Raw genomic sequence first — 13054 nt, forward strand, 5'->3', positions numbered from 1 at the left:
GCTTACAGCGATTGATGGCGGGTTTCGTGGGTCAACAGCAGGGCGATAAGCGTCAGCGCCGCCATCGCCGCCAGGTAGATACCGACAGCCGGCAGGCCGTAATTGCCCTGCAGCCAGGCGGCAATATACGGTGCGACCGACGCGCCAAGGATCGACGACACGTTATAGGAGAAAGAGGCGCCGGTATAACGTACTTCCGTCGGGAACAGCTCCGGCAGCAGCGCGCCCATCGGGCCGAAGGTCAGCCCCATCAGGCTGAGGCCCAGCAGCAGGAAGGCGAAGACCAGCAGCGGGTTGCCGGAACCGAGCAGCGGTTTAAAGGCGAACAGCGCGAACAGAATAATCATCGTGGTGATGATGATCATGCTCTTACGACGGCCAAAGGCATCCGCCAGCAGGCCCGCCACCGGCACCATCACGCCAAAACCAATGACCGCCATCATCAGCATCCACAGCACTTCGTTACGCGGCAAACCTAAACCAATCGGCGCGGCAGCGGTACTGAAGGTCATGGAGTAAACGGTCATGATATAGAACAGGGTATAGGTCGCCAGCATGATGAAGGTGCCGAGCACGGTTACGCGTACGTGCTTAGTCAGCAGCGTACCCAGCGGGATTTTGACCTGTTTTTTCGCCGCCGCCACTTTGGCGAACACCGGGGTTTCATGCAGCGACACGCGAACATACAGACCGATAATGACCAGTACCGCAGAGAAGATGAACGGCACGCGCCAGCCCCATTCCATAAACTGCTGGTCGCTCAACAGCCACGACAGCAGCAGGAAGGTGCCGTTGGCGAAGAAGAAGCCGATTGGCGCCCCCAGTTGCGGGAAGGAGCCATATAGCGCGCGTTTGCGCGGCGGAGCGTTTTCCGTCGCCAGCAGCGCCGCGCCGCCCCATTCGCCGCCCAGGCCGAGACCCTGACCAAAGCGCGCCAGCGCCAGCAGCATCGGCGCCAGAATGCCAATGCTTTCATAGCCCGGCAGCAGGCCGATGACCACGGTGGATATCCCCATGGTCAGCAGCGAGGCGACGAGTGTGACCTTCCGGCCTACACGGTCGCCGAAGTGGCCGAATAGCGCTGAGCCAATCGGGCGCGCGACAAAGGCGATGGCGAACGTCGCCAGCGACTGGAGCGTCGCGGCGGCGGCATCACCCTGTGGGAAAAAGATATGGGGGAAGACGATAACCGCGGCGGTGGCGTAAATATAGAAGTCGAAGAACTCAATGGCGGTGCCGATGAGCGAGGCGACGACGACTTTATTACGCGAGTTAACCGGCGTGGCGTCTTGCGCGTTGTCGATAGTAGTGGCTGTGGCTTGCATAGATCTTTCTTATTTTTGAGCGAACGAAAAGCCATATAGCCACAGCAAAAGAGACATTTCAATCTGTAACAAAACTCGCCATTGCGCAAAAAACAGGCAAAAAGCGGATAATTTTCGCCCTGAGAAAATATCTTCTATGAAATGCTTCACATAATTAAAATATTAGAGAATAAAACCAGTTTTAGGTTAAATAAAAGTTACGCACTGGATTTATCTGCTGAAATGATAGGTCGGGCTGAATTTTGCGTCTTTATTCAGCCCGATAATGACTTTAATCGTGGGTTTTCCCCGGCATCCGCTTATCGTCTTTATACTCTGCGGTCGCAATCCACGCGGCGCAGAAGAGGGTCAGACGGGCGAAGAAGTAGAAGAAGGCCATCAGCCCCAGTACCGAACCAAAGGCGGCGCCGGATGGGGATTTCACCAGCGCCGGCAGCGTCCAGGTCATCACGATTTTGATAATCTCAAAGCCAATCGCCGCAATTAGCGTACCGCGGAACAGCGCTTTGCGGCGTGGACGGTGGCGCGGCAATCGCCAGAAGATCCAGAAAAACAGCAGATAGTTAGCGAAGATGGAAATCGCCAGACCAATCAGGCGCCATGCGGGTTTAAGCCATTCAATATAATCGAGGTACAGCGCGGAGATGATCATCTGCTGCGCGGATCCGGCGACGGAGGTAATCGACAGGGTGATCACCAGCGCGACCAGCAGGCCAATCAGCGAGATCAGGTCGCGGAAGTATTTTACCCAGATTTTTTCCTGATCCTGCGGCGTACGTTCCCACACGTCGCGTGACTGGGCGCGAATCGCTTCACGCAGGTTGCCCATCCAGTTAATACCGGAGTAGAGCGCGACCAACAGGCCGACCAGCCCGACGGCGGTACGCTGCTGCACGGCGGTGTTGATGGTGTTTTTAAGCGTTGCCGCCAGCGTCGGGTCGCTGACGTTCTGCAGAATTTTATCGAAGATGTCCTGCAGCAGGGTCGGATGCCAGGCCAGCACGAAACCGGCGGCGGCGAACGAGACCATCAGAATCGGAATCATCGACAAGAATGAGAAGTAGGTAATGGCTGCGCCAAACTGATTGCCAAGCCTGTCATTGAAGCGCTCGGCGGCGCGCAGCAGGTGGGCTATCACCGGATTTCGTTGGACTTTCGCCGCTGTTCCGGTGACCGTTTTCAGCGCCTGGTTAGCTTTCTGCCCAACGGCGGAATCGTTGATGGCGGCGAGCGTACTTTTGTTTTTCTCCGGCAGCTGGTCCGTTTCCTGTGGCGGCTGGCGATCGTCGTTTTCCGGCGTCATAAGTGATTTCTTCCTTTCTTTACAGCGATATTCAGCCAAAAGTATACCTTAAACGACGCATCTTGCAGGCGCCCATCGGCCCGACGGGTGTTGACGACCCGCGCCGATTAATCGACATAACCTTTCATCAATCCGCCCAGCCACTCCATAAAGAGATGTACGCGGCGGGAGAGATTACGCCGATGTGGATAGATAATCGACACCGGCATCGGTTCGGCGCGGTACTGCGGCAGGATCTCAACCAGCTCGCCGGTACGCAGCGGTTCGCGTACCGCAATGCGCGGAACCTGAATAATGCCGAGCCCGGCCTGACAGGCGGCCTGGTAGGTTTCGGTGCTATTGACGGTCAACACGCCGCCGATTTTGACCCAGCGCACGACGCCGTCGCTGACGACCTCAAAACCTGACTGCCGCGCGCCGAAGTTGCTGGCATAGTGGATCAGGGCATGATCCGCCAGATCGTCGAGGCTTTCCGGGTAGCCGAAGCGCGCCAGATAATGTGGACTGGCACAGTTAATTTGCGTGAGCTTGCCGAGCGGGCGGGCGATGAGTCCCGAGTCTTTAAGCGTACCCACCCGGATCACGCAGTCGAAACCTTCGCGCACCACATCGACCAGCCGGTCACTACTGCTCAGTTCGACTTCAATACCGGGATACTGTTGTAAAAACGCGGGAAGTTTCGGGATAACCAGTTTTTTGGCGACGCTGATCGGCATATCGACACGCAGGCGGCCACTGATGCTCGACGGATCGCCCTGAAACATACCATCCAGCTCTTCGAGATTGCTTAACAGGTCTTTGGCGCGTTCGTAATAGACCATGCCGTCCTGAGTCAGCTGCACCCGGCGGGTGGTGCGGTGGAGCAGGCGGGCGCCAAGATGGCTTTCCAGTGCCTGGATCTGTCGCGATACGCTACCTTTGGGCAACCCAAGGGTATCGGCGGCGCGAGAGAAGCTCTCCAGCTCCGCGACGCGGATGAAGAGTTGCATTGCGTGAATTTTATCCATACTTACTGCCTATTGTTGTTAATACTGAAACAGTAAAACGTAATTTAGCCCATTTATTGTTACTGCGTCTGCTAATAAGCTCTTTATTCACACACACGTAATGACGAAGAGGTTTCTGATGACACAACGTATCGCTTTAGTGACCGGCGGCAGCCGCGGTCTGGGAAAAAACGCGGCGCTGAAGCTGGCGGCCAAGGGAACCGATATTATTCTGACCTACCACAGTAACCAGCAGGCGGCGCTGGAAGTGGTGGGCGAAATTGAGCAAACAGGCGCGAAAGCAGCAGCATTACCGCTGAACGTCGGTGATAGCGCCAGTTTTGCTGGCTTTGCGCAACAGTTGACGCAATGTCTGAAGGAGAAGTGGCAGCGCGATAGCTTCGATTATTTATTGAACAATGCCGGCATCGGGTTGACCGCGCCGTTTAGCGAGACCAGCGAAGCGCAGTTTGACGAGCTGATGAGCATCCACTTTAAGGGACCGTTCTTCCTTACCCAGCAGCTGCTGCCTTTGATTAAAGATGGCGGGCGCATTCTGAACGTCTCCAGCGGGCTGGCGCGTTTTGCGCTACCGGGCTATTCCGCTTATGCGGCGATGAAAGGCGCGATGGAGGTATTAACCCGTTATCAGGCCAAAGAGCTCGGCGCGCGCGGGGTATCGGTCAATATTATCGCTCCCGGGGCAATTGAAACCGACTTTGGCGGCGGTGCGGTGCGTGATAATGCCCAGCTTAACCAGCATATTGCCGCCCAGACGGCGCTGGGACGCGTCGGTCTGCCGGATGATATCGGCGATGCTATCGCCGCGTTGCTGAGCGACGAGCTTGGCTGGATGAACGCTCAGCGCATTGAGGTTTCCGGCGGCATGTTTTTGTAATGAGAACGCCCTGCGCATAATGGCGCAGGGCGTCACCATATTGTGCGTTTTATTATTCCGTAACACTCTTTTTCCTCATGCATATCGCTGATTTTTTGCGAGTGGATTACACTGGCGGAAATAATATTATTTTCCGCTTAGCTGTCCGTTTAATTAAGGAATTCCTTACATCAAATGTAATAAATATTATGAATGGGTAATCGTTCCGCGCTGGCGTGTAACTATTCATCTTCATGATATTTATATCATCTACTCCATCGGTAAAATGGCTTAGGTCATACGGCGAGTTCTTATTTTTGTCGGCTGATATTACCCTTCCCCCACTTTTTAAGGGGTATTTTTTCGATGGAGAGCAGTCCATGCAAGTAATCATGTTTGACAGGCAGTCAATATTTATTCATGGAATGAAGGTCGGCTTACAACAACGTATTCCTGAAATTAATATTCATAGCACCTGTCAGGCAGAACAGCTGTGGCAACTGCTCACGGCTCATCCGCAGGCGCTTCTTATCCTTGATGGCGACCTGAACAGCGAATTTTGTTGCTGGTTGCTCCAGGAGAAGCAGCAGCGTTTTCCGCATGCCAAAGTATTATTAGTGGTTTCGGATGATAATAAAAGCTGGCTGCAACGAGCGCTGGCGTGGAACGTGCGCGCCATTGCCCAACGTGAGGATAGCGCCGATATGTTTGCCCAGATCATTAATAGCATCATGTTGGGCATGATGTGTCTGCCTGGCACCTGGTTAATGACTTCGGCGGAGCGCGGGAAACACGCTGTGCATTTAAGTCGTCGCCAGCAGGAAATTTTAAAACTGCTGGCGGAAGGCAGCTCTAATAAGGAAATTAGCCGTACGTTAAATATCAGCGCCGGGACCGTGAAAGCGCATCTTGAGTCGTTATATCGGCGGCTGGATGTGAAAAATCGGACCCAGGCGGCGATGGCATTTAATAGCGTCGGTGAAAATTAACTGGTCTGAGAAAACCACTCGCACTCCTGCAGGCGGAAGGCGTTATCGCGGTCAATTTTCCGCCATATCGCCAGCGCCTGCGTTATGTTGTGGCTGTTAAGAGAACGCAAAATAGCCTCCAACTCCGGTTGGGCGCTGCCATCTAAACTGAATACCAGCGCCAGCAGGGCATCGCACTGCGGCTGAGTCAGTTCCACGACTAACCTTCGCTGTAATATCTGTTGGCAACGCAGCAGGTCTAGCGTCAATAGCATCATCGCCAGTTCGGCGGTGATGGGCGTCTCTTTCTCATCTTCACCGATAGCGTGGCCGTAGCCGACCCGCCATTGCCCAAATTTGTCCTGATACGGCAGTAGCGCCAGCCCTTGCGTCTGCTGGATAAAACGCAGCCCCGGCAGGCTTAACGTGGTGACGGTCATGATCTTTTCCTCTGTGGTTGGCGGCAGTGTAGAGGAAAAGCGGGGTCGCCCCCATTCGCCGGATGGCCCAGGGCCTTATTGGTAATCGTGGCGCATCAGGCCAAACAGCCAGTCATTGTGCCAACGGCCATGTAGCCAGTAGCTCTCGCGTAGCTCTCCTTCCTGAATAAATCCTGTTTTTAGCAGCAGTTGTTTTGAGGCCTGGTTCCCGGCGGTGACGCTGGCGGTCAGGCGACGGATGCCGCCTGTAGAAAACGCGTAATCACATAGCGCCCGCAGTGATTCATATCCGTAGCCCTGGCCCTGCGCCTGTGGGGCGAAGAGAAAGCCCACTTCGGCAATATCATCATCGTGGTGGCAATAGCCGGTCAGGCCGAGGGGCGTATGGCTTTGCCGATCGCGAACCACCAGACATAACCAGTGCGCGGCCTTAGGCGACCAGGCCGGCAGGCGCGCATCAAACGCGGCGCGGATATCGGCGATGGGCCGGTCATCCGCGACATAGAGCATCACCTGCGGATCCTGTTGCAGGCTGAGAAAAAAAGACCAGTCGTCAAGCTGCAGCGGCGAGCAGCGCAGCCGCGGCGTAAGCAGTTCGGGCATGTTGTCGGCTCTGGCAAGGGGAAAATAAAACCTTAGCAGCACAGCATGCCGACGGAAAGTGCCTCATGAAGACCTCGGCTCGCCGTACAGGCTGATGAGTCGCCGTACCACGCCGTTGGTCCAGCCGAAGCCATCCTGCAGCGGATACTCCCCGCCGCCGCCCTCATGTGGGACGCCGCTGGCGATATGATATTTCTCAATCAGCTTGTGGTGTTTGAGATAAAATTGATTCACCGTCTGCAGCCAGCTCTGGGCGATTTCATCGCCGAGCGGGTCGTGGCCGTACATTTTGAATCCCTGTACCGCCATCCACTGCAGCGGCGCCCAGCCGTTGGGTTTATCCCACTGTTCTCCGCTTTCATATTCCGTCGCCATGATGCCGCCAGGGGTGAGCAGACGCGCGCGTACGGCGTCCGCCAGCCGTTCGGCCTGGGCGTGAGTCGCCATCCCGACATATAGCGTGACGATACTGGCGGCGGAGAACAAGGCCAACTGTTCGCGGCGCCAGTCGTAATCGCGAAAACAGCCGCACTCTTCATCCCACAGATAGCGGGTCACCGCCTCCCGGCGCGCGTTGGCTTTACGGCGAAATTCGGCTTCAGCTTCGCGATCGCCCTTCAGGCCGGAGAGATTGGCGATGGTATTTTCCAGCTTAAACAGAAAAGCGTTGAGGTCGATGGGAATAAACTGGGTGGTGCGGATACTCGCCAGCCGGGTGATATCGCGCAGCCAGCGGCTGGAGTAGTCCCAGCCGGAAGCCGCGCCGGCGCGCAGGTCACGATAGACCTCGTTCGGCGGGCGGCCGGAATGTTTTGCCGTTTCTACATCTTCTCGCCAGGATTCATCGCGCGGCGTATCGCGGTCGTCCCAGTAGCGGTTAAGCAGCGAACCATCAGGCATACGCACCACGTGACGGTAGGCCTGGTTAGGGATCAGCGATTCCGCGCCGTCCATCCAGAAGGCGTGCTCTAATTTGAGATGGTCAAGATAGCGGCGCGCGCCGCGAACGCCATCTTCCTCAAACAGCTCAACCATCAGGGCGAACACCGGCGGCTGGGAGCGGCTGAGATAGTAGGTGCGATTGCCGTTGGGAATGTGGCCGTAGGTTTCAATCATCCAGGCGAAGTTGTCGGCCATACATTTGAGCAAATCTTCACGGCCGCTTTCCGCCAGCCCCAGCATGGTGAAGTAGGAATCCCAGTAGTAGGTTTCGCTAAACCGCCCGCCGGGGACGATATATGACTGCGGTAGCGCCAGCAGCGACGACCACGGAATATGATCCTGCGGTTCACGTGTGAGGACTGGCCAGAGCTTATCGATATGCTCTTTTAGCGTCAGTTTCGGATCAGAAGTGTAATCATCGGCGCGGTTATCCGGCAGCCAGAAGTTGTCTTCCACAAACTGACGCAAATCGAACTCCGGCGTACGCTTAACCCGTCGATAGTGCATCAGGATATCCAGCGGATCGTGTTTCGGCGCGCAGTCGGGAAAGGTTTTACTATCAAGAAAAATGCGCGACTTTTGGACGTTGGTAAACAACTCGAGATAGCGGTCGGCGGGGGTCAGCGCGTCGGACGCCGGTAGCCCTTCGATGATCTCCGGCTCCGGTTCGGCGTCGAACATTTCATCCAGTTTTAACTCATACGGATCGGCTTCGTAGCACGGATCGTTTTCGATCCTCAACTCGTCGTCATCAACGTTGCGTAGTTTCTGGCTGAACATAGCGATACAGGCCTCCGGATAGCGTGAGTTTAGGGGCCGGGCATGCCCGGGCTCTCTAATAAGCGTAGACACTCGCTTCGGTCTGCGGAAGACAAACTGTGCGTCAGGTCACGCTTTTCAGTGCATAAAAACGACAGGGAAGTAGAGCAGGTCTTTGAAATTAAAGGGTGAATATTTACCGGTATCGTGAATGCGCGAAAACGAAATTCGGAGCATTCATTATGCAACAAAATTTGAACCGCCCCGGGTAAACGCAGGCGGTTGGCTCATTTACTCCCAGGCGGCTTCCAGCATCTCCAGCAGTTGCTCTGAATCCAGCGTGACCGGATTGGCTTTCATCGACGATGAACTACTGGCCGCCAGCGCGGCGGGTTCCAGCGCTTCGCGCGACACGCCGAGGTCGCGTAAATTGCCGAGCCCCGAGCGCTGGCTCCATTCGCGCAGGCTTTGCCAGGCGTCATCCGGCGAGACGCCAAGCCCGGCGGCGATCCACTGGCGCACGTCGAGGAAACGCTGGCGCAGCGCCAGATTGGTTACCTGCGACTCATTGAGTTCCAGCCCAAAGGGCAGCAGGCAGCCGCAGAGCGCGCCGTGGGAGGCATCGCTTAGCCCGCCAAGCGGCCCCGCAAGACCGTGAACCACGCCCAGCCCGGCGTTGGCCAGCGCCAGCCCGCCGCACAGGCTGACCCAGGCCAGCTCGTCGCGGCTGTCGGCACACTCTTTTTCCATCAGCGTTTTTAACGCGGCGATGCCGCGGGGGATCGCCTCCCGGCACAGAGCATCGGTGAAGGGCGTCGCCCGGGTGCACAGCCAGGGTTCGATAACCTGAGTTAAGGCATCAAGGCCGGAGCCGAGGGTGACGGCGCGGGGGGCGTTATCCGTTAACGCCGGATCGACAATCGCCAGCTGCGGCAGCATGCGGTCGTCACGCAGGCTGACTTTGCGCTGCTGCTGCGGGACGTTGATGACCGCGTTTTTAGTGACCTCCGCGCCGGTGCCGGACGTTGTGGGAATAGCGGCAAACGGTAGCGGGCTGGCTTCCAGTATTCTCCCCGTTCCGACGACTTCCAGATAGTCGATGGCAGGCCCGCTTGCCGGGACCAGCGCGGCAATGGCTTTACCGGCATCAATGACCGCGCCGCCGCCAAGGCTGACCACCGCGCCGACGCCGCGCTTGCGCGCCAGCCGTACGCCGCGTTCTATATCGTCCAGCGTGGGTTCATTGGCGATAGCAAACGTGCTGACCTGAAGATGCAATGCGGTCAGTTCACTCAATAAAAATTGGGCGCGGCTTTTGGTCGCGCCGTGAACCAGCAGCACCGGGGCATCATATTGCGCCAGCCACGGCGCGGCGCTGCGGGCCTGCCCGCGGCCAAAGCGGATATTGCCCGGCGTTAAAATGTTGAAGGGAGTGACCATGTGTAAGAGTACCTGTAGTGGATAATTATTCTGCAATCCACTATACACATTATCCGGCAAGCTTCATGTCTGCCATATTACGAAAAAGGGTTGCTGACGATGATAAGAATCTTGGGTAAACGCTCGTCTATTAACGTGCGTAAAGTCCTCTGGACCTGCGAAGAGGCGGGGATCGAGTATCAGCAGGAAGATTATGGCAGCGGCTGTAGCCCGCTTGATACGCCGGAATTTTTGGCGCTCAATCCGAATGCGTTAGTGCCGGTGCTGATGGATGACGATTTTGTCCTTTGGGAGTCGAACAGCATCTGCCGCTATCTGGCGCGTAAGGCCGGACGTGAGGATTTGCTACCCTCGGCGTTACGTGCCGCGGCGCAGGTAGAGCACTGGATGGACTGGCAGGCGACGGAGTTTAATAGCGCCTGGCGCTACGCTTTCACGGGACTGGTGCGTAAAGACCCGCGTTTCCAGGACCCCGCGGCGATTAAAGAGAGTATCGCCGCGTGGACGCGCTGCGTACAGATTGTCGACAACCAGCTACAGCGCACCGGCGCGTGGCTGACCGGCGAGACGTTTACGCTGGCGGATATCGTGCTGGGACTTTCGGTGCACCGCTGGAAAATGACGCCGTTCGCCCACCCGGAGATGGCAAACGTCGAACGCTGGTATATGGCCCTTAACCAGCGTCCGGCATTTATGCGCCATGGCAATAACGGCGTGGCGTAGCGTCCTAAGCCTGGAGCTTATTTATTTTTCAGCGTATTCGCTTTGCGCTGGCGGAGTAATACCGCTACGATCCGCGTCTATTTTTTATCTCATCCCAAAATGCGCGGCAGGTAGGTGAAGTTTGAACAGGCGGTTAGGCCTTGTGCTATTGGCATTACTGTTGGTTTCAGGCTGTTCCGGCACGCTGTCGCAAATGAGTCCGCCCAGCAATGAAACCAGCCTGGTGGGGAATGATGGGCAGCGGCTTTCCATCGACGCTTTCGTCAGCCATTACATGCGTGAAAAGCAGGTTAGCGGCGTGGTGGTGGCGGTTATTCATCACAACGGTCCGGCTGAATTTCACTGCTTCGGCGTGACGGATGATAAGCAGCGCTACCCGATAACCCCGCAAACGCTTTTTGCCCTCGGCTCGTTAAGTAAAGGCGTAACCGCTGAAGTGGTGACGATGCTGGTTAACAAGGGGCGTTTGCACTGGAACGACACCTTACAAACTCTGCTGCCGCCGGGTACGGCGCTGAGCGAAGATGCCCGTAAGATAACCTTGCTGCAGCTGGTCACCCATACCTCCGGGCTGCCGCGTCAGCCGATGAATATGCTGTCGCTTGAGCATCTATTGGCCTATCTTAACGACGGTGAAAACTTCTATCACGAGCTCGATGCCGATGGCGTGTTGAGCTATCTGAGCAACTTCAATGCGCCGCAGGAACGCGAGCCGGGCTACTCCAACCTTGGTTTTGCGATACTGGGATATATCCTCAAATACCAAACCGGCGAATCGATTGAGACGCTGGCTTCACGGATGATCTTCCGGCCGTTGGCGATGGGGAATACCAGCTTCCAGCCGCAAACGCTGCGCGAATACCCGTGGCGGGCGCTGGGACATGCAGGCGATCAGCCGAAATTTAAACCGCGCGGCGCGCTGACGCCGGACTGGCAGTTCACCAATAACATGGTTGGCGCGGCGAGTCTGTACAGCGACGCCGGCGATCTGATTAATTATGCCCGCGCTCACTTCGCGCCCACGGGGCAGACGGCGCTGGATAAGGCATTCAGGGACGTTAGCGTCGATTATTATCCGCGGCAAATTGAAGCAGCGAACATTGCCTGGGTGACCGATACGTTTGGTCAGCAGCAATTGACCTATCAGGTGGGTTACATCGGCGGCTATTCAAGCTATATCGGCTTCGATAAAGCGAATCAGAATGCGGTGGTGGTGCTGCAAAACAGCTTTAACTGGAGTAACTACATCGGCCATCAGATCCTGCGTAATCTGGTGACGGAGCAATAATGAAGCCCCGTCCTGAGACGGGGCTGTGCGGATTAACGCATGGTGACAAACTCTTCCGCTGCGGTCGGGTGAATGGCAACAGTGTTGTCGAAGTCTTTTTTGGTGGCGCCCATCTTCAGCGCTACCGCAAAGCCCTGCAGCATCTCATCCATTCCGAAGCCGATACCGTGAATACCGACAATCTTTTCTTCCGGACCGACGCAGACCAGCTTCATACGGCACGGCTGGCGGTGAGAGGTCACGGCGGTATACATCGCGGTGAAGGACGATTTGTACACCTTCACGGCGTCATCGCCGTACTGCTCGCGCGCCTGCGGCTCGGTTAAGCCGACGGTGCCGATTGGCGGGTGGCTGAAGACTACGGTCGGGATATTGCTGTAGTCGAGGTGCTCTTCCGGCTTGTTGTTAAACAGGCGTTCGGACAGACGACGGCCTGCGGCCACGGCGACCGGCGTCAGCTCGACGGCGCCAGTATTATCGCCCACCGCGTAGATGCCCGGTACGTTGGTGTTCTGGAACTTATCAACGATGATGTAGCCTTTATCGTTGGTTTTAACGCCCGTTGCCGCCAGGTTGAAGTTATCGGTCGCCGGTTCGCGGCCAATCGCCCAAATCAGGCAATCTACGGTCTGGCTGCGGCCATCTTCCAGCTCCAGAGTCAGGCTGCCGTCGGCATTCTTGACTACCGCCTTCGGAATTGCGTTGGTGTGCAGCTGCGGGCCTTCGGCGTTCATCACTTCCACCAGAGTCTCAACAATCAATGGATCGAAGCTACGCAGCGGCGCGTGTTTACGCACGAACAGGTGGGTTTCGGCGCCGAGGCCGTTAATCACGCCGGCCAGTTCAACGGCAATATAGCCCGCGCCGACTACCGCTACGCGCTTCGGCAACGCCGGCAGTTCGAAGAAACCGTCGGAATCAATACCGTATTCCACACCCGGAATGTTCGGATGGCTCGGTCGGCCGCCGGTGGCGATCAGGATATGATCGGCGGTAATGGTCTCGCCGTTGACTTCCACGGTGTGGGCATCGACAAAGCGCGCGAACCCTTTGATAACATCAACGTTATTCTTACCCAGTACGTTGTCGTAAGAGGTATGAATACGGTCAATATAGGCGCTGCGGCTGGCGACCAGCTTATCCCAGTCGAAATGATTGATGGTGGTATCGAAACCATAATCCGGGCCATACAGATGAATCGCTTCGCGGATCTGCGCCGCATGCCACATCACTTTTTTCGGCACGCAGCCGACGTTGACGCAGGTGCCGCCCAGCTCTTTGGCTTCAATCAGCGCGCACTTCTGGCCGTACATCGCCGCACGGTTAATCGAGGCGATACCGCCGCTGCCGCCGCCGATGGCGAGGTAATCATAATGTTTGCTCATGCCCATATGTCCTTA

General features: G+C 56.5%; 12 protein-coding genes. 4 read left to right on the forward strand and 8 right to left on the reverse strand.

From position 1 onward, the window contains the following. Nucleotides 1-2: 2 nt before the first annotated feature. From AC22LX_RS17700 to AC22LX_RS17710, 3 genes are all read right to left on the reverse strand, one after another. Complete coding sequence (locus AC22LX_RS17700; protein ID WP_045397190.1) at nt 3-1325, reverse strand: MFS transporter; 1323 nt, start codon at nt 1323-1325, stop codon at nt 3-5. 271 nt (nt 1326-1596) lie between these two features. After that, nucleotides 1597-2628: an inner membrane protein YhjD gene (gene yhjD, locus AC22LX_RS17705; protein ID WP_045397187.1), complete on the reverse strand. Its 1032-nt coding sequence runs from the start codon at nt 2626-2628 to the stop codon at nt 1597-1599. 107 nt (nt 2629-2735) lie between these two features. Then, complete coding sequence (locus tag AC22LX_RS17710) at nt 2736-3635, reverse strand: LysR family transcriptional regulator (RefSeq protein WP_047065933.1); 900 nt, start codon at nt 3633-3635, stop codon at nt 2736-2738. Nucleotides 3636-3753: 118 nt separating this feature from the next. On the opposite strand from AC22LX_RS17710, the gene AC22LX_RS17715 reads away from it, so the two are divergent. Both AC22LX_RS17715 and AC22LX_RS17720 read left to right on the forward strand, forming a co-directional pair. Then, a complete protein-coding gene (locus AC22LX_RS17715; RefSeq protein WP_063447374.1) occupies nt 3754-4512 on the forward strand; it encodes an SDR family NAD(P)-dependent oxidoreductase in 759 nt (252 codons plus the stop codon). Between the two features lie 359 nt (nt 4513-4871). After that, complete coding sequence (locus AC22LX_RS17720) at nt 4872-5480, forward strand: helix-turn-helix transcriptional regulator (RefSeq protein WP_015703753.1); 609 nt, start codon at nt 4872-4874, stop codon at nt 5478-5480. Here the strand turns inward: AC22LX_RS17720 and AC22LX_RS17725 are convergent. The 4 genes from AC22LX_RS17725 to AC22LX_RS17740 all read right to left on the reverse strand — a co-directional run bounded on the left by AC22LX_RS17725 (nt 5477) and on the right by AC22LX_RS17740 (nt 9643). Continuing rightward, nucleotides 5477-5899 carry a glycoside hydrolase family protein gene (locus tag AC22LX_RS17725; RefSeq protein ID WP_047047822.1) on the reverse strand — a complete coding sequence of 141 codons (423 nt, stop codon included), beginning with the start codon at nt 5897-5899 and terminating at the stop codon, nt 5477-5479. The genes AC22LX_RS17720 and AC22LX_RS17725 overlap by 4 nt on opposite strands. A 75-nt stretch (nt 5900-5974) precedes the next feature. Beyond that, complete coding sequence (locus AC22LX_RS17730; protein WP_049060536.1) at nt 5975-6502, reverse strand: GNAT family N-acetyltransferase; 528 nt, start codon at nt 6500-6502, stop codon at nt 5975-5977. A gap of 63 nt (nt 6503-6565) precedes the next feature. Beyond that, entirely contained in the window at nt 6566-8224 is a 1659-nt protein-coding gene (locus AC22LX_RS17735; protein WP_047078846.1) for an alpha,alpha-trehalase, read from the reverse strand. A gap of 270 nt (nt 8225-8494) precedes the next feature. After that, on the reverse strand, nt 8495-9643 hold the full coding sequence (locus AC22LX_RS17740) for an iron-containing alcohol dehydrogenase (RefSeq protein WP_213292949.1): 1149 nt from the start codon (nt 9641-9643) through the stop codon (nt 8495-8497). A 99-nt stretch (nt 9644-9742) separates the two neighbouring features. On the opposite strand from AC22LX_RS17740, the gene AC22LX_RS17745 reads away from it, so the two are divergent. Continuing rightward, nucleotides 9743-10366: a glutathione S-transferase family protein gene (locus AC22LX_RS17745; RefSeq protein ID WP_487334121.1), complete on the forward strand. Its 624-nt coding sequence runs from the start codon at nt 9743-9745 to the stop codon at nt 10364-10366. 193 nt (nt 10367-10559) lie between these two features. Beyond that, nucleotides 10560-11654, forward strand: a complete 1095-nt coding sequence (locus AC22LX_RS17750) for a serine hydrolase domain-containing protein (RefSeq protein WP_047047836.1) — start codon at nt 10560-10562, stop codon at nt 11652-11654. Between the two features lie 32 nt (nt 11655-11686). On the opposite strand, the gene gorA is transcribed toward AC22LX_RS17750, so the two are convergent. Continuing rightward, the gene (gene gorA, locus AC22LX_RS17755) at nt 11687-13039 is read right to left on the reverse strand and encodes a glutathione-disulfide reductase (RefSeq protein ID WP_047040394.1); all 1353 of its coding nucleotides are present in this window, start codon (nt 13037-13039) and stop codon (nt 11687-11689) included. Between the last annotated feature and the right edge of the window lie 15 nt (nt 13040-13054).

Source organism: Klebsiella sp. PK01 (assembly GCF_057624675.1).

Coding starts and splice junctions, on each gene's coding strand:
- AC22LX_RS17700 (WP_045397190.1), bottom strand. CDS start 1,325: ATGCAAGCCACAGCCACTACTATCGACAACGCGCAAGACGCCACGCCG.
- yhjD (WP_045397187.1), bottom strand. CDS start 2,628: ATGACGCCGGAAAACGACGATCGCCAGCCGCCACAGGAAACGGACCAG.
- AC22LX_RS17710 (WP_047065933.1), bottom strand. CDS start 3,635: ATGGATAAAATTCACGCAATGCAACTCTTCATCCGCGTCGCGGAGCTG.
- AC22LX_RS17715 (WP_063447374.1), top strand. CDS start 3,754: ATGACACAACGTATCGCTTTAGTGACCGGCGGCAGCCGCGGTCTGGGA.
- AC22LX_RS17720 (WP_015703753.1), top strand. CDS start 4,872: ATGCAAGTAATCATGTTTGACAGGCAGTCAATATTTATTCATGGAATG.
- AC22LX_RS17725 (WP_047047822.1), bottom strand. CDS start 5,899: ATGACCGTCACCACGTTAAGCCTGCCGGGGCTGCGTTTTATCCAGCAG.
- AC22LX_RS17730 (WP_049060536.1), bottom strand. CDS start 6,502: ATGCCCGAACTGCTTACGCCGCGGCTGCGCTGCTCGCCGCTGCAGCTT.
- AC22LX_RS17735 (WP_047078846.1), bottom strand. CDS start 8,224: ATGTTCAGCCAGAAACTACGCAACGTTGATGACGACGAGTTGAGGATC.
- AC22LX_RS17740 (WP_213292949.1), bottom strand. CDS start 9,643: ATGGTCACTCCCTTCAACATTTTAACGCCGGGCAATATCCGCTTTGGC.
- AC22LX_RS17745 (WP_487334121.1), top strand. CDS start 9,743: ATGATAAGAATCTTGGGTAAACGCTCGTCTATTAACGTGCGTAAAGTC.
- AC22LX_RS17750 (WP_047047836.1), top strand. CDS start 10,560: ATGAGTCCGCCCAGCAATGAAACCAGCCTGGTGGGGAATGATGGGCAG.
- gorA (WP_047040394.1), bottom strand. CDS start 13,039: ATGAGCAAACATTATGATTACCTCGCCATCGGCGGCGGCAGCGGCGGT.